The sequence below is a fragment of the Pseudomonas frederiksbergensis genome (assembly GCF_000802155.2).
Lineage (GTDB): Bacteria > Pseudomonadota > Gammaproteobacteria > Pseudomonadales > Pseudomonadaceae > Aquipseudomonas > Aquipseudomonas frederiksbergensis_A.
Map to the genome: position 1 here is coordinate 270181 of NZ_JQGJ02000007.1, position 17989 is coordinate 288169.

A 17989-nucleotide genomic window follows, 5' to 3' on the forward strand; every position below is an offset into this window, starting at 1 on the left:
AAGCACCCTACCTATGCTTCGGGCCGACGAACAGCGTGCTGCGCGCCTGTAACGAGTTTGAGAAGGCCCGGGCTTTGCTGTTAAATAGGCAGTGTGTCGCTACGCCTATTTTCCGGTGCGTCGCGCATAGGCTGATTCGGGTACGTGTTCCTACGCCTCTCATTTCTGGAGCGAACCGCCCCCGACCAGCTCTTCCTTGTGATCTGTCTTAACCGTGAGCCAATCAAAATGTTGAAAATCGTCCACTTGCTAATGGGCGCAGCTGCCCTGCTGCTGTCCTTCATCCCTAGCCTGGGTTCCGAAGCCACACCTTACCTGCAACATCCCGATGCGCTGTACCTGGCGTTTTTCGGCCTGCTCAACCTGACCCTGGCACCCGTTATCCCTTACTGGAACAAAGGTCCACGTCATCAACTGCAAAACCTTGTCAGCGCCTTGCTCGTGCTGGCTGTTGCCTTGCAAACCCTGACCCTGCTGGCACCCATGCCGGAAATTGGCGGCCAACCCGCTATCCTCTCCAGCCTGGCCGCAGCCTTGCTCGCTGTATTGCTGCACCTGGCCGTCAGCTTCTACAAGAAGTCGTCGCCGAGCGCCGCGCCGCAGAACTACGACATGTCCAACCGTGATACCGGCACCGTGAAGTGGTTCAACACTTCCAAGGGGTTCGGTTTCATCTCCCGCGACTCCGGCGATGACATTTTTGTGCATTTCCGGGCCATTCGTGGCGAAGGCCACCGCGTCCTGGTCGAAGGCCAGCGCGTGGAGTTCTCGGTGATGCATCGCGACAAAGGCCTGCAAGCCGAAGACGTCATCGCCGCGCTGCCGCGCCGCTGATCCGGGCGTAAAAAAAACCGCGATGCAGCCTCGCTGCTCGCGGTTTTTTATTACCTGCCGTTCGGGCCGGTCAGTAATGCGGGGGTGGCGCCTCTTCCTCGAAGGATTCGAACTGCCCGGCCATTTCTTCCTGGCGCTTGAGAAGCGCCGCCATCTGCAGCTGCAGACGCTCGACGATTCGTTGCTGTTCCACCAGCACGTCGTTCAACGCCTGGATGGTGTCGTCCTGGAATGCCAGGCGGCTTTCCAGATCGGTTACACGGTCTTCAAGGTTCATGGTTCAGCCCTCCAGAAACTTGAAATCATCGGTAAGCACCGCTCGCAACCGTTCGCGAATGGCGGCTACCTGCTCGGCATTATAAGGCCGGGCCGGATGTTTCCCCCAGACCGGCGCCGGCCAGGCGGCATCCTCTCGCTTGCGCACGATCACATGCATGTGCAATTGACTGACAACGTTACCCAAGGTTGCAACGTTCAGCTTGTCGGCGTCGAACGAGTCCTTGAGCGTTTCGGCCAGCGCCGTGGTTTCTTTCCACAACTGCAATTGATCAGCGTCATCCAACTGAAACAATTCACTGATATTTTCCCGTCGCGGCACGAGGATGAACCACGGGTAATTCGAGTCATTGGAGAGCAGCAAGCGGCACAGCGGGAAATCGCCAATGGGCAATGTGTCTTGTTGCAGTCGTGGATCCAAGGCAAACACCGTGCTTACTCCTTAACATGATCGATTGAGCCCGGCTCGACCCACAGGCCTGCGCTCGGGCACAGGCGTCCAGCATACCTTTGAACGGCGAAGGGTACACCGCGAATAACGAACCGACCCAGGGCCGGCTTTGGACGCTGCGCACCAATTCAGCGCAAGGGGTTTGCAACGGTGCCTGACACGCACCAGAGACGCAGCGTGCTGATCTTGAGCTGTAAATTTTTCGTACAGCCAACAGTTTTTTTGCACCAAAATCGCACAACGCGTCTACGCTCAGTGCACGAAGCATCCGTGATCTACTCACTTGTGGGGTGAACCGGTAACGTTTTTGGTTGTCCCGCGGCCTTTCAAAGCGTCAATCACGAGACTGCATCGACAGTCAACCTTAATTAAAACAAGGCCTTTGGAGGCCGGTTTCATGAGGTTTCACCGTTGAAAAATGAAAAATGTGAAAAAAACGTGAACAAAAATCGGATTTGAGCATACTTGTTGCATTCATCCCCACATCGCCTGCAGGGGATCGCCGGACGCGAAAACCTACGGGCCTATAAATAAAAGTGGCAAGGTTGCCCTCAGGGAGCTTCAAGCGCAGTAACCAAGGACTCTTTACACCGACGCCGGAGAAAAAAAGCAACATTCAAGTTGCAGGTCCGATTGCGCCGGAGCGGCAGAAATACGACATGGATCGAGCCATTGGCGACATGGTCGTAAAGAAGCTGAAAGGTTGGATGGGCAAGTATCGCCAAAGAATGTCGTCGTGATATAAGTTTGCGCCGACACAAAAAGAAAGAGCCGCCCAGAAAAAAAACAGGTGGGACGGCAGTACTCTTCTAAAAACCAAAGGAGCAAATCACGATGCGCGTGATGAAGTGGAGCATGATCGCACTGGCTGTATCGGCCAGCGTTTCGCAGTTCGCAGTGGCGTCCTCCCAAGAGGAGTCCAAGGGCTTTTTTGAAGATCAGAGCCTGACCGTTAAAAATCGTATGCTGTACATGAACCGCGATTTCAAAAAAGGTGCCTCCAACAACCAGAACATTGGCAAAGCACGTAGCACTGGCTACCGCGAAGAAACCGGTCTTGGCGTACAGGCTGTTTACGAGTCTGGCTTCACTCAAGGCACCGTTGGTGTAGGCGTGGACGCCCTGTTCAATGGCCAGGTCAAGCTGGATAGCGGCCCAGGTCGCACCGGTAACGGCATCTTCGGCACAGGCGACGACGGTAGCCCAGAAGACACCCAGTCTGAAGTTGGCGGCGCTATCAAATTCCGCTTGTCCGACACCGTTCTGAAGTACGGTAACCAATACACCGCCAGTCCTGTGTTCTCCACGGATGATAGCCGTCTGAATCCGGAAGTCGCTACTGGTACGCTCATCACCAGCAAGGAAATCAAGGGTCTGGAACTGACCGCTGGCCGCTTCACCGCGATGAACGCCCAGAACTACACGGGCCGTGACAGCATCAATGGTCGGCACAGCCCAGGTCTTCCATCCGCCAACATTGCTGGCGCAACCTATCAGTTCACTGACAATTTAGTAGCAGGCGTAGCGGCTTCGGATATTGAAGACTACTTCAAGAAGAAGTACCTCAACGTGAACTACACCCTGCCGATCAACGAAGATCAGTCCTTGAACTTCGATTTCAACGGCTATGACAGCAAAAGTCAGGGTCAAGAGCTGAGCGGTGACATTGATAACCGCATCTGGTCGCTGGCAGCAGCCTACAGCCTCGGTGCGCACAAATTCACCTTGGCTCACCAGCGCTCGTCCGGTGATAGCGGCTACGCCTACGGCGTTGACGGCGGCGGTACTGTCTACGTTGCCAACTCCGTCCAATATTCCGACTTCAACAGCGAAGATGAAGTTTCCTGGCAGGCTCGCTACGACCTGAACATGAAGAGCTACGGTATCCCTGGGCTGAGCTTCATGACCCGCTATATCACCAGCGATAATATCGCTACCGCTACAGGCGACGCCAAAGCCCACGAATGGGACTTTGAAAGCAAATACGTTCTGCAAAGCGGTCCCGCGAAGGACCTGTCTTTCCGTCTGCGTAGCGCGATCTATCGGACTGACAGATCCAACACGGATTACACCAGCAACAACGACTTCCGCGTAATCGTCGAATACCCACTGAGCATCTTGTAATTCAGTGCTAGTTCGATAGCTTCACCCGCAACAAACAAAAAACCGCTCACCTGATCCAGGTGAGCGGTTTTTTTATACCCATTGCAACGCCAGATTTAACACAACTTGTTAAATAGCAAGCTAACTAAACATAACCTGACTCAAGCGCCAGGTTACAGTCCAATCGTTATTGCGCTGGCCCTTCCTGAACAACCCGAATCACACGTTGCGGAAACGGAATATCAATCCCGGCATCCTTCAAGCGATCCCGTGCCTGTTCATTAAGCATGAACATCACGCTCCAATAATCCGCCGTCTTCACCCAAATACGCAACGACACGGTGATCGAGCTGTCACCGAGCATGGAAATCACCGCTTCAGGGGCAGGATCGGCCAATACGCGCTCGTCCTTGGCCAATTCCAGCAGCACTTCCCGAGCCTTTTGCAGGTCAGCCTGGTAATCCACGCCCACGTCGAACACGACTTTGCGGGTCGGCTGGCGGTTGGTGTTGGTGATGATGCCGTTCGACAGATTGCCGTTGGGCACGATCACGGTCTTGTTGTCACCGGTACGAATGACAGTGTGGAAAATCTGGATGCTGTCGACTGTCCCCGCGACTCCCTGGGCTTCGATCCAGTCGCCGATGCGAAACGGACGGAACAGCAGGATCAGCACGCCGCCGGCGAAGTTCGCCAGGCTGCCTTGCAAGGCCAAACCAATCGCCAAGCCTGCGGCACCGATGGCCGCGACGAACGAGGTGGTTTCCACGCCGATCATCGATGCGACGCTGACGATCAGCAATATCTTCAGGATGATGTTTGCCAGGGTGCTGATAAACCCTTGCAACGCCAGGTCGGCGTTGCGCAAGGCCAGCAGCGCACCGACCTTTTTCGTGACCTTGTTGATCAGCCACCAACCGATGGCGAGGGTGACGATCGCCAACAGCACACGGCTGCCATACTCCATGATCATCGGTATCCAGGCCTGGGAAGCCTTGACCAAGTGGTCCACTTCAGCGTTCAAGTCCATCGTGTTCTCCTTGTTTCCATTGCACGCAATTGTGGCGAGGGAGCTTGCTCCCGCATGGCCGGGCTAGCGCTCCAGGGCGCAGCGTCCACCGGAGGAGCTGCTACGCAGCCAGCGGGAGCAAGCTCCCTCGCCACAGTATCTGAGGCTGAGATATCAATCGCGGAAGTTATTGAACTGCAGCGGCATGCCGAATTCCTTGCCGCGCAGTGCCGCAATGGCTTCCTGCAAGTCGTCACGCTTCTTGCCGGTCACGCGCACCTGCTCGCCCTGGATGGCGGCCTGGACCTTGAGCTTGGCATCCTTGATGTGGGCAACGATCTTCTTCGCCAGTTCCTTGTCGATGCCTTCCTTGAGCACGGCTTCCTGCTTCATCACCTTGCCCGAGGCATAGGCATCCTTCACTTCAAGGCACTGCACGTCGATCTTGCGCTTGACCAGCGCCAGCTTGAGGATCTCGATCATCGCCTCGAGCTGGAAGTCGGCCTCGGCGGTCAGGTTGACGGTCAGGTCCTTTTCCTTGAACTCGAAACTGCCCTTGCCCTTGAGGTCATACCGACGGTCGAGTTCCTTGACGGCGTTTTCAACGGCGTTGGTGACTTCGTGCTTGTCCAGTTCGGATACCACGTCGAATGACGGCATGTAGTGTTCTCCAAATAAAAAGGCGCGCTCATGACAACGGCGCGCACTTGGCTTGTGGTTAAAATCGGGCTCATTATAACGGGTCTTTTCCCGCCGTTACCGCGAGCCCTTCAGATGCCTGCGCCAAACCGAGTAAAAAACTGATGTCCACCACCTGGCATGTCCTGGGAGCCGGCAGCCTCGGCACGTTATGGGCGACGCGCCTGGCCCGGGCCGGGCTGCCGGTGCGGCTGGTGCTGCGCAATGAGCAGCGCCTGCAGGCTTATCGCGAGGCCGGCGGCCTGACGCTGGTGGAACAAGGCCAGGCGCAGTGTTATCCGGTGCCCGGCGAAACCGCCCAGGGCCCCGAGCCCATCAAACGGTTGTTGCTGGCGTGCAAGGCCTACGACGCGGAAGCGGCCGTGGCCTCGGTGGCCCATCGCCTGGATGCCGAATCGGAGCTGATCCTGCTACAGAATGGCCTCGGCAGCCAGGACGCCGTGGCGAACCGCGTGCCCCAGGCGCGTTGCATCAGCGCCTCCAGCACTGAAGGCGCATTTCGTGATGGCGATTGGCGCGTGGTATTCGCCGGCCACGGCTTCACTTGGCTGGGCGACCCGGCCCAGCCGGTGGCGCCGGTCTGGCTGGATGACTTGAGCGCGGCGGGCATTCCCCACGAATGGAGCGCCGACATCCTCACTCGCCTGTGGCGCAAGCTGGCCCTCAATTGTGCGATCAACCCACTCACCGTGCTGCACCATTGCAAGAACGGTGGCCTGCAGGAACACCGCTGCGAAGTGGCAACCCTCTGCGCCGAACTCACTGACCTGCTCGAACGCTGCGGCCAGCCGGCGGCAGCCGAAGACTTGCAGATGGAAGTCGAACGGGTGATCCAGGCCACGGCCGCCAATTACTCCTCAATGTACCAGGACGTCGCCAACCTGCGGCGCACCGAAATCAGCTACCTGCTTGGCCATGCCTGCGCGGTTGCCCAGCGGCATGGCGTGGCGGTGCCGCATCTCGGACAAATGCGCCAGCGACTGATTGCCCACCTGGACAACCTTGGATTGCCCAGCGACTGAGCAGCGGCTACGCTGGCCCTCGTGTTCCTTGTTAGCGACGAGTCCGATGCCATTGCGCCAGCGCCTTGAAAATCTCCCGGTCGGCCAGAAACTGCTGGCGGCCCTGTTGGTGTTGTTGACCACGGTTTTGCTGGTGGCCAACCTGACCTTCATCAGCGCGGCCTATTATATTTCCCAGGAAAGCATGGCCCCCCAGGCCTTGCAGACCATTGGCCGACTGGTGGCCAACCCGAGCCTGATCGCCGACGCGCTGCAATCGCCGCAAAGCGCCCAACGCCTGCTCGATGAGCTCAACAGCTATGCCCCACTGCGGGCAGCGGCACTCTATGATGGACAAGGCGAGCGCCTGGCCCAACTGCAACAAGGCGAGAAGCTCAAGTTGCCGGAGCATTTTCGCCATATGCAAACCTGGCAGGCCGGCGAGTTCCGCAGCAATCAGGTCATCACCCTGCCCCGCCCCGGCACGACACCGGGCCACCTGTTGCTGGTCGCCAGCAGTGAGTTGCCCACCGCGTTCTACACCGGCACCCTCACCGCCAGCCTCGGCATCCTGATCTTCAGTGTGCTGCTGTGGCTGGTCATTGCCCAGCAGATCAAACGACTGATCACCCAACCGATCCACCAGCTCGAAGAGCTGTCGCGCCAGGTGACCCGCGAGGAAAACTATTCCCTGCGCGCCGCCCGGGGCAACCACGACGAAATCGGCAGCCTGGCCGAAGCGTTCAATACCATGCTGTCGCGGATCGAAGCCCGCGAGCAGCAACTCAAGCGCGCCCGCGACGACTCCCAGGCCGCCTATGACCAGGCCCAGGGCCTGGCCGAAGAAACCCGTCACACCAACCGCAAGCTGGAATTGGAAGTCCAGGTGCGCAGCAAGATCGAGAAAAAACTCACGGGCTTTCAGAACTACCTCAACAGCATCATCGACTCCATGCCGTCGGCCCTGATCGCCCTCGATGAACAGCTCTACGTCACTCAATGGAACCAGGAAGCCAGCGCACTCTCCGGCACACGATTGGACGAAGCGCTGAACCAGCCGATCTTCCTCGCCTTCGAGCCGCTGAAGCCGTACCTGCCGCAGCTCAAGCAGACCGTCGAGCAGCACACGGTGGCGAAGATCGAACGCGTGACCTGGACCAAGGACGACGAAGCGCGGCATTACGCCCTCACCTTCTACCCACTGATGGGCGGCGCCGGGCGTGGCGTGGTGATCCGCATCGACGACATTACCCAGCGCCTGTCGCTGGAAGAAATGATGGTGCAATCGGAAAAGATGCTCTCGGTTGGCGGTCTCGCGGCGGGCATGGCCCATGAAATCAACAACCCGCTGGGGGCGATCCTGCACAACGTGCAGAACATACGCCGGCGCCTGTCCGCCGAGCTGCCCAAGAACCTCGAGCAGGCCGAGCAGTTGGGCATCGAGTTGCCGTTGGTCAACCGTTACCTGCAAAGCCGGGAGATCCCGCAGCTGCTGGACGGCATCCAGCAGGCCGGCGCGCGAGCCGCAAAAATCGTCACACACATGCTCAGCTTCAGCCGACGCAGCACCCGGCAAATGGCCCCCTGCGATTTGCCTGCCTTGATCGACCAAGCCGTGGAAATCGCCGGCAACGACTTCGACCTGGCGATCGGTTTTGACTTCAAGGGCCAGGCAATCATCCGCCAGTTCGACCCGAACCTGGGCCCGGTGCCGGGCACCGCCAACGAACTGGAACAGGTCTTGTTGAACCTGCTGAAGAACGCCGCCCAGGCGATCCACCAACGGCAGGACGACAGCGAACCCGGGCGCATTATCCTGCGCACGCGGTTGAATCCACCGTGGGCAGAGATCCAGGTCGAGGACAACGGCATCGGCATGAGCGAGAACGTGCGCAAACGCACCTTCGAGCCGTTTTTCACCACCAAGGAAATCGGCCAGGGCACGGGCCTCGGGCTGTCGGTGTCGTATTTCATTATCACCAACAACCACAAGGGCCAGATGGAAGTGCAATCAGCGCCAGGCCAGGGCACTTGCTTCACCCTGCGTCTGCCCCTGGCGGGCACTTCGATCGTGGCCCAGGAACACAAGCAAGTGGAGCGCTGAACAATGGGTTTTCGCCTGTCGAAGATTTACACCCGCACCGGTGACAAAGGTGAAACCGGGCTGGGGGATGGTCGCCGCGTGGCGAAGGATCATCCACGGGTCGAGGCGATTGGCGAGGTGGATACCTTGAACAGCCAACTGGGGCTGCTGTTGGCCGGCCTGGCCGAAGAAACAGCTCGGCATCCGGCGCTGGGGGAAGTCATTGCAGTGTTGGCGCCTTGTCAGCACCGGTTGTTCGACTTGGGTGGTGAACTGGCGATGCCGGCCTACCAAGCCTTGAACGTGACGGAGATCGAGCGGCTGGAAGCGGCGATCGACCTGTGGAACGAGGAGCTGGGCCCTTTGGAGAACTTCATCCTGCCCGGTGGTTCTTCCTTGATCGCGCAAGCTCACGTCTGCCGAGCCCTGGCCCGTGGTGCCGAGCGTCGCTGCCAACAGTTGAACGCGGTGGAGCCGTTGGCCGGGCCGGGGCTGGCCTATATCAATCGGCTGTCGGACCTGCTGTTCGTGACCGCGCGGATCATCGCCCGGCGGCAGGGGGTGGCAGAGGTGCTTTGGGAGGCGGCGGCCAAGCCTGGGGAGTGAGGACGGCGATCCAACGAAGAGGCCAGCAGTCACACCGAGGCATCAAGCCTCTGGCCAAAACGCCCGAATCCCCGCCACACCCTGCGCCCCGGTCTCCCAGGCTTTTTGCCGCTCGCCAGGCCCTACCCCACCCAACAGGTAAACCGGCCTGTCGAAGCCGTCGATCAACCGCGCCGCCTCTGCCCAGCCCAACGGTTGGGCATCGGGATGAGTCTGGGTCGGTTGCACCGGCGAGAGCGTCACGAAGTCCACATCCATCTGCTGCGCCAGGGCCAATTCCTCGGCGTCATGGCACGAGGCCGCAAGCCAGCGATCCTTGCCGAACGGTCGACCGGCCGCCGCGTGCTTGCGCAGTTGCGCGGCAGTGATGTGCCAGCCGGCGGAAGGAAAATCCCCCAGCCATTCGAACGGCCCCTTGAGCATCAGCTGGGCCTTGCCGGCACACAACCCCACCGCATCCACCGCCAGGTCGCGGTATTGCGGGTCGTAGCCGTTGGGCGCACGCAGCTGGACCAATTTGATCCCGCCCGCAATTGCCTTTTGCAAACCGCGCAGCAAGGCCGGGGTTTCCAGGCCATCAGGTGTGATCAGGTATTCACCCGGCAAACGTGCCGCCGCGACGATCGGCTGGTTGGCCGCCGGAAACTCGTAGTTCGTCAACTCACGGGCCGTCACCCAGGCCAACGGCTGACCTTCGGCACCGTGGGGCTCGCCACTGAACGCCGAGACTTCCCAGACATCCAGCAAGACCTGTTTGTCGGGGTAGTCATGGCGCACCTTGATCAACGGCCGTGCAACGTCGACGACAATGCCCAGTTCCTCGTGAAGTTCACGGGCCAGGGCCGTTTCGACGGATTCATCAGCCTCGACCTTGCCGCCGGGAAATTCCCACAGGCCTCCCTGGTGTTGGGTGTCGGCCCGACGGGCAATCAGGATTTTGCCAGCGGCGTCACGAATGACCGCCGCCGCCACATGAATTCGTTTCACCGCGCTATTCCTCAGCATTCATGGAGTCGGTACCGGCACCCTCGCGAGCAGGCCCGCTCCCACAGCGATTTGTTGAGCGACATCAAACGTGTTCACAACGCAGTTCCACTGGGGGAGCGAGCTTGCTCGCGATAGGAGCGACTCGGTCTCAAGTCCGATATTCAGCGTTGATCTTGACGTACTCGTGGGACAGGTCGGTCGTCCAGATGGTTTCGCTGCAATCACCCCGTCCCAGCTCGATACGGATGGTGATTTCTTCCTGTTGCATCACCGCCGCGCCTTGGGCTTCGGTGTAGGTTGCGGCGCGGGCGCCTTGGCTGGCGATGCAGACTTCGCCGAGGAACACGTCGATCTTGCTCACGTCCAGCTCAGGCACGCCGGCACGGCCCACGGCGGCGAGGATCCGGCCCCAGTTCGGGTCGGAGGCGAACAACGCGGTCTTGATCAGCGGCGAGTGCGCCACGGTGTAGCCGACGTCCAGGCATTCCTGGTGATTGCCACCGCCGTTGACCTGCACGGTGACGAACTTGGTCGCGCCCTCGCCGTCACGGACGATGGCCTGGGCCACTTCCATGCACACTTCGAATACGGCCTGCTTCAGGGCCGCGAACAGCGGGCCGCTGGCTTCGGTGATTTCCGGCAGGTTGGCCTTGCCAGTGGCGATCAGCATGCAGCAGTCATTGGTGGAAGTGTCGCCGTCGATGGTGATGCGGTTGAACGACTTGTTGGCGCCGTCGAGCATCAGGTCTTGCAGCACTTGGCGCGAAACCTTGGCGTCGGTGGCGATGTAGCCGAGCATGGTCGCCATGTTCGGGCGGATCATGCCGGCGCCTTTGCTGATACCGGTGACGGTGATGGTCACGCCGTCGTGCTGGAATTGGCGGCTCGCGCCCTTGGGCAGCGTGTCTGTGGTCATGATGCCGGTGGCGGCGGCGGCCCAGTTGTTTTCCGAAAGGTCATCGAGCGCGGCTTGCAGCGCGCCTTCGATCTTCTCGACCGGCAGCGGTTCGCCGATGACGCCGGTGGAGTAAGGCAGCACCTGGCTGGCATCGACGCCCGTCAGTTCGGCCAGCTTGGCGCACGTACGCTCGGCGGCAGCCAGGCCTGGCGCGCCGGTGCCGGCGTTGGCGTTACCGGTGTTGGTCAGCAGGTAACGCACCGGCCCTTGCACGCGTTGCTTGGCCAGGATCACGGGCGCGGCACAAAACGCGTTGAGGGTGAACACGCCAGCCACCGTCGAGCCTTCGGCGCAACGCATGACCACGACATCCTTGCGCCCGGGGCGCTTGATGCCCGCCGAGGCAATACCGAGTTCAAAACCGGCAACCGGGTGCAACGTTGGCAACGGACCAAGACCAACAGCCATGAATGCGCTCCTTATAAAATTATTTCAACACCGCCTTCATCAAGACGGCGGATCAAATGGCAAAACGCCGCGACAGGGGTAACCTGCCGCGGCGCGGGTCGTTCAGCGTTGAAACGGGGTTATTGGATCTGCCCGTGGCAATGCTTGTATTTCTTGCCCGAACCGCAGTAGCACAGTTCGTTACGGCCCAGCTTCTGCTCGTTGCGCACCGGCGCGGTGGCCAGGGCCACATCCACATCGACGCCCTCTTCCATCGCCTGGGCCACTTCCAAGCCTGGGGCTTCGGCATGTTCGAATTGCATGCGGGCGGCCAACGCTTCGGCTTCCTGACGCAGGCGAGCCTCTTCTTCGGCCGGATCTTCGCGGCGCACCTGGACGTGGGACAGGACACGAATCGAGTCGCGCTTGATCGAATCCAGCAGCTCGGAGAACAGCGTGAAGGACTCGCGCTTGTATTCCTGCTTCGGGTTCTTCTGGGCGTAACCGCGCAAGTGGATACCGTGGCGCAGGTGATCCATGGTCGACAGGTGGTCTTTCCACAAGTCGTCCAGCACGCGCAGCACGATCTGCTTCTCGAAGGAGCGCAGCGCCTCGGCGCCGGCCTGGTCTTCTTTCTCGTTGTACGCGGCGATCAGTTCGGCCAGCAACTTCTCGCGCAGGGTTTCCTCATAAAGATGATCGTCTTCGTCGAGCCACTGCTGGATCGGCAACGACACGCCAAAATCGCTGCGCAGGGCAGCTTCCAACCCTGCGACGTCCCACTGTTCCGGCAGCGACTGCGGAGGGATGTGGGCGCTGACAGTCGCGTCGAGCACTTCGCGGCGGAAATCGGCGATGGTTTCGCCAATGTCGTCGGCGGCCAACAGGCTGTTGCGCATGTGATAGATCACTTTACGCTGCTCGTTGTTGACGTCGTCGAACTCCAGCAGTTGCTTGCGAATATCGAAGTTGCGGCCTTCGACCTTGCGCTGGGCCTTTTCGATGGCGTTGGTCACCATGCGGTGTTCGATCGCCTCGCCCGGCTGCATGCCCAGGGCCTTCATGAAATTCTTCACCCGGTCGGAGGCAAAGATGCGCATCAGGCTGTCTTCGAGCGACAGGTAGAAGCGGCTGGAGCCGGCGTCACCCTGGCGACCGGCGCGGCCACGCAACTGGTTGTCGATACGACGGGATTCGTGACGCTCGGACGCGATCACCTGCAAGCCGCCGGATTCGAGCACCTGCTGGTGACGCTTCTGCCAGTCAGCCTTGATCTGCGCGATCTGCTCGGGGGTCGGGTTTTCCAGGGAAGCGACTTCAACTTCCCAGTTGCCGCCCAGCAGGATGTCGGTACCACGACCGGCCATGTTGGTGGCGATGGTCAGCGCACCCGGGCGACCGGCCTGGGCGATGATCTCGGCTTCCTTCTCGTGGAACTTGGCGTTGAGGACCTTGTGCTCGATGCCTTCCTTGTTGAGCAGGTTGGACATGTGCTCGGAGGTCTCGATGGTGGCGGTACCCACCAGGATCGGACGGCCCTGGGCCATGCCTTCCTTGATGTCGTTGATGATCGCCGCGTATTTCTCTTCGGCGGTCAGGAACACCAGGTCGTTGTAGTCTTTGCGCGCCAGCGGCTTGTTCGGCGGGATCACCACCACTTGCAGGCCGTAGATCTGGTGGAATTCGAACGCTTCGGTGTCAGCGGTACCGGTCATGCCGGACAGCTTGTTATACAGGCGGAAGTAGTTCTGGAAGGTGGTCGAAGCCAGGGTTTGGCTCTCGGCCTGGATGTTCAGGCCTTCCTTGGCTTCGATGGCCTGGTGCAGGCCTTCGGACAGGCGACGGCCCGGCATGGTGCGGCCGGTGTGTTCGTCCACCAGCACGACCTGGCCGTCCTGCACGATGTATTCGACGTTGCGATGGAACAGCTTGTGGGCGCGCAGGCCGGCATAGACGTGGGTCAGCAGGCCCAGGTTATGGGCCGAGTACAGGCTTTCGCCTTCAGCCAACAGGCCGACGCGGGTCAGCATCTCTTCGATGAACTGGTGGCCGGATTCGTTGAGTTCGACCTGGCGGGTCTTCTCGTCGACGGTGTAGTGGCCGGGCTGGGTGACTTCGCCTTCCACTTCTTCGACGTGCAACGTGAGCTGCGGGATCAGCTTGTTGATCTCGATGTACAGCTTGGAGCTGTCCTCGGCCTGGCCGGAAATGATCAGCGGCGTACGGGCTTCGTCGATGAGGATGGAGTCGACTTCGTCGATCACGGCAAAGTTGAGTTCACGCTGGAATTTTTCTTCCATGCTGAACGCCATGTTGTCGCGCAGGTAGTCGAAACCGAATTCGTTGTTGGTGCCGTAGGTGATGTCCGAGGCGTAGGCGGCGCGCTTCTCTTCCGGCGGCTGGAACGGCGTGACGACGCCGACGGTCAGGCCGAGGAATTCGTAGAGCGGGCGCATCCAGTTGGCGTCGCGACGGGCCAGGTAGTCGTTGACCGTCACCACGTGCACGCCCTTGCCGGACAATGCATTGAGATATACCGCCAGCGTAGCCACGAGGGTCTTGCCCTCACCGGTGCGCATTTCGGCGATCTTGCCTTCGTGCAAGGTCATGCCGCCGATCAACTGGACGTCGAAGTGGCGCATACCCATGACCCGCTTGCCGGCTTCGCGGCAGACCGCAAAGGCTTCGGGCAGCATCTGGTCAAGGGTTTCGCCCTTGGCGATGCGGTCCTTGAATTCGGCAGTCTTGGCGCGTAACTGATCGTCCGAAAGGGCCACCATTTGCTCTTCGAAGGCATTGACGATCTGTACCGTCTTGAGCATGCGCTTGACTTCACGCTCATTCTTGCTTCCAAAAAGTTTCTTTAACAAAGGCGCAAACATATCGGCAGGATCTTCCACACTAAAGGGATGGAGGGCGGCCCCGTGAGTCGCCCGTGCAGCCCTCATGGCCGCATGCGAACGAGCATTCTACCCGGAAACGATGGTGAGGAAAGTGGCGTTATTCCACGATGCTGGCACAGCGCTGTGACGGGGCCTCATTAAAATAAGGGCTTTTACGCGAACTTCAACCCACAAAGCGCATAAGTTACCCATTGATTGTGTGGATAAAAGCCGCTGGGCGACAGGGCCACGGCGCATCCGGCGCTTTCTGCTACCATGGCGCCTTTGTCATTTCGCGGTATTTCATCCATGGCCTTCCGCCCTCTTCCAGCCAAGGCACCCGCCGTTCTGCTGCGCGAAGCCAAGCCGCTGAAAGCCATTTTCGGCCACGCCCGGCGCCTCGGCCATCTGCAACGCCTGCTGGACAGCCAGTTGCAACCCGCCGCGCGCGAGCACTGCCACGTCGCCTCCTGGCGCGAAGGCAGTTTGTTGCTGATCGTCACCGACGGCCACTGGGCCACGCGCCTGCGTTATCAGCAGAAGCGCTTGCTGCGCCAACTCCAGGCGTTCGAGGAATTCGCCAACCTGACGCGCATCCTGTTCAAGGTACAGCCGCCTACCGTACAGGGCGGCGCCAAGGGACATACCCTGGACCTGTCCACTGACGCGGCCGCGACCATCCAGGCCACCGCCGACGGCATCAGCGATCCCAACCTGCGGGCAGCGCTGGAGCGATTGGCGGCGCATGCGCGCCCCAAGGAATGAGATTCTCCTGACCTGCCAGACCGCCTTCGCCAGCAGGCTCGGTCCCACAGCAAGTCCATAGCGGACAATATGTTCGTGTTCGACGCAGATCCCTTGCGGGAGCGAGCCTGCCCGCGAGGGGCTCGACTCGCTCTGGATTGATTACCGCCGCTTGCTGCCGCCCAACAACGACCCCATCAACCCCCGCACCAATTGCCGGCCCAATTGATTGGCCGCCTGGCGCATCGCCGACTTCAGTGCCTGGCCCGCCGCGGTGCCGAGGAATTCCCCGGCCTGTTCGGTGAAGCTCGGCTCGTCCGCCGCCGGCTTGCCCGGTGCCGCTTCGGCCTGGGGCTCCAGCCCCTTGCGGCCCATCAACACTTCATAGGCCGACTCACGGTCAATGGGCTTGTCGTAGCGCCCCTGCAACGACGAACTGGCGATCAACCCGGCGCGCTCGGCGTCGCTCAACGGCCCGATACGCGACTGCGGTGGCGCCACCAGTACGCGCTGGACGATTTCCGGGGTGCCTTTTTCTTGCAGCGTGCCGACCAGGGCTTCGCCGATGCCCAGTTCGGTGAGTACCGCCAACGCATCGAATTGCGGGTTCGGTCGGAAGCCCTCCGCCACCGCCCGCAGGGATTTCTGTTCCTTGGCGGTAAACGCTCGCAGGCCGTGCTGGATGCGCAATCCCAACTGCGCCAGCACATCGTCCGGCAAATCACCTGGCGACTGGGTCACGAAATAAACCCCGACCCCCTTGGAGCGGATCAACCGGACAACTTGCTCCAGCCGATCCTGCAGCGCCTTGGGCGTACCGGCAAACAACAGGTGCGCCTCGTCGAAAAACAGCGCGAGCAAAGGTTTGTCCGCGTCGCCGCGCTCGGGCAGTTGCTCGAATAATTCGGCCAGCAGCCACAACAGGAACGTTGCGTAGACCTTCGGCGCCTCATGGACCAGGCGGCTGGCGTCCAGCAGATGAATACGGCCGCGGCCATCGCTCGCCGGCTGCAGGATGTCTTCGAGTTGCAGCGCCGGCTCACCGAACAAGGCGTCGGCGCCTTGCTGTTCCAGCGTGGACAAGCGTCGCATCAGCGCCTGGCTGGAACCCGTGGTCATCAGGGCCGCATCGTCGCCAAGCAGTTCGGGGTTGTCCTTGAGGTGATTGAGCAGCGCCTTCAAGTCTTTCAGATCCAGCAACAACAGCCCCTCGCGATCGGCAACCTTGAACGCCGCATACAACGCCGATTGCTGGCTGTCGGTCAGCTCCAACAGGCTGCCGAGCAACAACGGTCCCATCTCACTGAGGGTCGTGCGTAGCGGATGGCCCGATTGGCCATGAATGTCCCACAGGGTCACTGGATATGCCTGGGGCTTGTGGCCTAGCCAAGGCATGCCGGCAATGCGCTCGGCGATCTTGCCCTGGGGAGCGCCGGCAGCACCGAGGCCGCACAGGTCGCCCTTGATGTCCGCCGCGAACACGGCCACGCCGGCGTCACTGAACATCTCGGCCAGGCGTTGCAGGGTGACGGTCTTGCCCGTGCCAGTGGCACCCGCCACCAGTCCATGGCGGTTCGCCAGGCGCATGGCCTGGGCGACAGGTTGGCCGGCAAGGTCGGCCCCGATAATGAGTTGCGATGAGTCAGGCATTTCGTCACCCGTGGTGTTTGCGATATGAGGCCATTTTGCGCGCTTATATAAAAGCATGCCCAGCGCTTCAAGACCCTGGCGCCTGGAATAATAGTCTGAGAACCAGGACAGGCCTCTTCGCGCCCCACCACAACCCCAACCGAACATCTATTCTTACTAAAGGTCAACACAGGAGAACACAGACCGGAGGGACGTTCATCGTGCATATAGCGGACATCACCATGTTCTACGCCCCCGCCAGCGGCGGCGTGCGCACCTATCTGGACGCCAAGCACCGGCGCCTGGGCAATCGGCCCGGTATTCGCCATAGCCTGTTGGTTCCCGGTGCGCACTTGAGTGAACAGGACGGCATCTACAAAGTACCCGCCCCTCCGCTGCCCTTCGGCAAGGGCTATCGCTTTCCGCTGCGCCTGGCGCCCTGGCGCAATGTCCTGCGCGATCTGCAGCCTGACCTGATTGAAGTCGGCGATCCGTATCTGACCGCCTGGGCCGCCCTCGATGCCCGGCGACAGCTCGATGTCCCCGTCATCGGTTTCTATCACTCCGACTTGCCACTGCTGGTCAGCAACCGGATGGGAAGTTGGTTCACCCCTAACATCGAAGCCTACGTCAGCAAGTTATACGGCAACTTCGACCGAGTCCTGGCGCCGAGCCAGGTGATGGCAGACAAGCTGACCGGGCTGGGCGTGAAGAATGTCTATGTACAACCCTTGGGCGTAGACCTTCAAACCTTCAACCCCGCCGCCCGCGACCCTGAACTGCGGGCAGAGCTGGGCATCGCCGAAGACGCGCGGCTGCTGATTTTCGCAGGCCGTGGTTCCAAGGAGAAAAACCTGCCGGTGCTGCTCAAGTGCATGAAACGCCTGGGCGAGCGCTACCACTTATTGCTGGTCGGTTCTTCGATGCCGGCCCTGGTGCCGGACAACGTCACGGTCATCGACGAATTCTGCCCGGCGCCCCAGGTCGCCCGGCTGATGGCCAGCGCCGACGCGCTGCTGCATGCCGGCGACCAGGAAACCTTTGGCTTGGTGATCCTCGAAGCGATGGCCAGCGGCATTCCGGTAGTGGCGGTCGCTGCGGGCGCGTTCAGCGAAATCGTCCAGGAAGACTGCGGCCTGCTGTGCACGCCAGACAACCCGCAGGCCATGGCCAACGCCGTGCGACAACTGTTCGCCGAAGGGTGTGCGCAGCGCGGCGCCAGCGCACGCCGGCATGTGGAGCGGCATTACGCCTGGGACTCGGTGGTCAATAGCCTGCTGGGCCATTACTACAGCGTGCTCGGCGCAGAGATGCCGCTGTTGGCCAATGGTTGAGGCGAC

General features: G+C 60.6%; 15 protein-coding genes. 7 read left to right on the forward strand and 8 right to left on the reverse strand.

The genetic code is table 11. From position 1 onward, the window contains the following. Positions 1-228: 228 nt before the first annotated feature. On the forward strand, positions 229-834 hold the full coding sequence (locus tag JZ00_RS31790) for a cold-shock protein (protein ID WP_030140807.1): 606 nt from the start codon (positions 229-231) through the stop codon (positions 832-834). Between the two features lie 70 nt (positions 835-904). Here the strand turns inward: JZ00_RS31790 and JZ00_RS16005 are convergent, their stop codons facing one another. Further along, complete coding sequence (locus JZ00_RS16005; RefSeq protein ID WP_003205050.1) at positions 905-1111, reverse strand: SlyX family protein; 207 nt, start codon at positions 1109-1111, stop codon at positions 905-907. A 3-nt stretch (positions 1112-1114) separates the two neighbouring features. Beyond that, positions 1115-1540, reverse strand: coding sequence for an HIT domain-containing protein (locus JZ00_RS16010; protein ID WP_039591689.1), 426 nt, complete (start codon positions 1538-1540; stop codon positions 1115-1117). Between the two features lie 855 nt (positions 1541-2395). On the opposite strand from JZ00_RS16010, the gene JZ00_RS16015 reads away from it, so the two are divergent. Then, positions 2396-3685, forward strand: a complete 1290-nt coding sequence (locus tag JZ00_RS16015) for an OprD family porin (RefSeq protein ID WP_039591688.1) — start codon at positions 2396-2398, stop codon at positions 3683-3685. Positions 3686-3851: 166 nt separating this feature from the next. Here the strand turns inward: JZ00_RS16015 and JZ00_RS16020 are convergent, their stop codons facing one another. Next, the gene (locus JZ00_RS16020; RefSeq protein WP_039591687.1) at positions 3852-4694 is read right to left on the reverse strand and encodes a mechanosensitive ion channel family protein; all 843 of its coding nucleotides are present in this window, start codon (positions 4692-4694) and stop codon (positions 3852-3854) included. A 153-nt stretch (positions 4695-4847) separates the two neighbouring features. Continuing rightward, positions 4848-5333, reverse strand: coding sequence for a YajQ family cyclic di-GMP-binding protein (locus tag JZ00_RS16025; RefSeq protein ID WP_030140812.1), 486 nt, complete (start codon positions 5331-5333; stop codon positions 4848-4850). A gap of 143 nt (positions 5334-5476) precedes the next feature. Between JZ00_RS16025 and JZ00_RS16030 the strand changes: the two genes are divergently transcribed. Genes JZ00_RS16030 through JZ00_RS16040 form a run of 3 tightly spaced genes read left to right on the forward strand, consistent with a single transcriptional unit; the run spans position 5477 to position 9062 of the window. Beyond that, on the forward strand, positions 5477-6394 hold the full coding sequence (locus tag JZ00_RS16030) for a putative 2-dehydropantoate 2-reductase (RefSeq protein WP_039591685.1): 918 nt from the start codon (positions 5477-5479) through the stop codon (positions 6392-6394). A gap of 46 nt (positions 6395-6440) precedes the next feature. Next, a complete protein-coding gene (locus JZ00_RS16035) occupies positions 6441-8477 on the forward strand; it encodes a sensor histidine kinase (protein WP_039591684.1) in 2037 nt (678 codons plus the stop codon). A 3-nt stretch (positions 8478-8480) separates the two neighbouring features. Then, positions 8481-9062 (forward strand): cob(I)yrinic acid a,c-diamide adenosyltransferase, encoded by a 582-nt coding sequence (locus JZ00_RS16040; protein WP_039591683.1) that lies wholly within the window; start codon positions 8481-8483, stop codon positions 9060-9062. A 42-nt stretch (positions 9063-9104) separates the two neighbouring features. Here JZ00_RS16040 and JZ00_RS16045 read toward each other — a convergent pair whose 3' ends face one another. The 3 genes from JZ00_RS16045 to secA form a co-directional block, all read right to left on the reverse strand. Continuing rightward, positions 9105-10049 carry a Nudix family hydrolase gene (locus JZ00_RS16045; protein ID WP_039591682.1) on the reverse strand — a complete coding sequence of 315 codons (945 nt, stop codon included), beginning with the start codon at positions 10047-10049 and terminating at the stop codon, positions 9105-9107. A 148-nt stretch (positions 10050-10197) separates the two neighbouring features. Next, entirely contained in the window at positions 10198-11415 is a 1218-nt protein-coding gene (gene argJ, locus JZ00_RS16050) for a bifunctional glutamate N-acetyltransferase/amino-acid acetyltransferase ArgJ (protein ID WP_039591680.1), read from the reverse strand. A gap of 119 nt (positions 11416-11534) precedes the next feature. Then, complete coding sequence (gene secA, locus JZ00_RS16055; RefSeq protein WP_039591679.1) at positions 11535-14276, reverse strand: preprotein translocase subunit SecA; 2742 nt, start codon at positions 14274-14276, stop codon at positions 11535-11537. 309 nt (positions 14277-14585) lie between these two features. Here secA and JZ00_RS16060 point away from each other — a divergent pair, with 309 nt between their 5' ends. Next, positions 14586-15041 (forward strand): DUF721 domain-containing protein, encoded by a 456-nt coding sequence (locus tag JZ00_RS16060; RefSeq protein ID WP_039591678.1) that lies wholly within the window; start codon positions 14586-14588, stop codon positions 15039-15041. Between the two features lie 141 nt (positions 15042-15182). Here the strand turns inward: JZ00_RS16060 and JZ00_RS16065 are convergent, their stop codons facing one another. After that, positions 15183-16670, reverse strand: a complete 1488-nt coding sequence (locus JZ00_RS16065) for a helicase HerA-like domain-containing protein (protein WP_039591931.1) — start codon at positions 16668-16670, stop codon at positions 15183-15185. A gap of 221 nt (positions 16671-16891) precedes the next feature. Between JZ00_RS16065 and JZ00_RS16070 the strand changes: the two genes are divergently transcribed. Next, the gene (locus JZ00_RS16070; protein ID WP_039591677.1) at positions 16892-17983 is read left to right on the forward strand and encodes a glycosyltransferase family 4 protein; all 1092 of its coding nucleotides are present in this window, start codon (positions 16892-16894) and stop codon (positions 17981-17983) included. The last annotated feature ends 6 nt before the right edge of the window (positions 17984-17989 follow it).

Excerpts from the sequence above, each read along its gene's own strand:
- JZ00_RS16065 (WP_039591931.1), bottom strand. The coding sequence starts at position 16,670 with ATGCCTGACTCATCGCAACTCATTATCGGGGCCGACCTTGCCGGCCAA.
- JZ00_RS16020 (WP_039591687.1), bottom strand. The coding sequence starts at position 4,694 with ATGGACTTGAACGCTGAAGTGGACCACTTGGTCAAGGCTTCCCAGGCC.
- JZ00_RS16025 (WP_030140812.1), bottom strand. The coding sequence starts at position 5,333 with ATGCCGTCATTCGACGTGGTATCCGAACTGGACAAGCACGAAGTCACC.
- JZ00_RS16005 (WP_003205050.1), bottom strand. The coding sequence starts at position 1,111 with ATGAACCTTGAAGACCGTGTAACCGATCTGGAAAGCCGCCTGGCATTC.
- secA (WP_039591679.1), bottom strand. The coding sequence starts at position 14,276 with ATGTTTGCGCCTTTGTTAAAGAAACTTTTTGGAAGCAAGAATGAGCGT.
- JZ00_RS16040 (WP_039591683.1), top strand. The coding sequence starts at position 8,481 with ATGGGTTTTCGCCTGTCGAAGATTTACACCCGCACCGGTGACAAAGGT.
- JZ00_RS16015 (WP_039591688.1), top strand. The coding sequence starts at position 2,396 with ATGCGCGTGATGAAGTGGAGCATGATCGCACTGGCTGTATCGGCCAGC.
- JZ00_RS16060 (WP_039591678.1), top strand. The coding sequence starts at position 14,586 with ATGGCCTTCCGCCCTCTTCCAGCCAAGGCACCCGCCGTTCTGCTGCGC.
- JZ00_RS16030 (WP_039591685.1), top strand. The coding sequence starts at position 5,477 with ATGTCCACCACCTGGCATGTCCTGGGAGCCGGCAGCCTCGGCACGTTA.
- JZ00_RS16035 (WP_039591684.1), top strand. The coding sequence starts at position 6,441 with ATGCCATTGCGCCAGCGCCTTGAAAATCTCCCGGTCGGCCAGAAACTG.
- argJ (WP_039591680.1), bottom strand. The coding sequence starts at position 11,415 with ATGGCTGTTGGTCTTGGTCCGTTGCCAACGTTGCACCCGGTTGCCGGT.
- JZ00_RS31790 (WP_030140807.1), top strand. The coding sequence starts at position 229 with ATGTTGAAAATCGTCCACTTGCTAATGGGCGCAGCTGCCCTGCTGCTG.
- JZ00_RS16070 (WP_039591677.1), top strand. The coding sequence starts at position 16,892 with ATGTTCTACGCCCCCGCCAGCGGCGGCGTGCGCACCTATCTGGACGCC.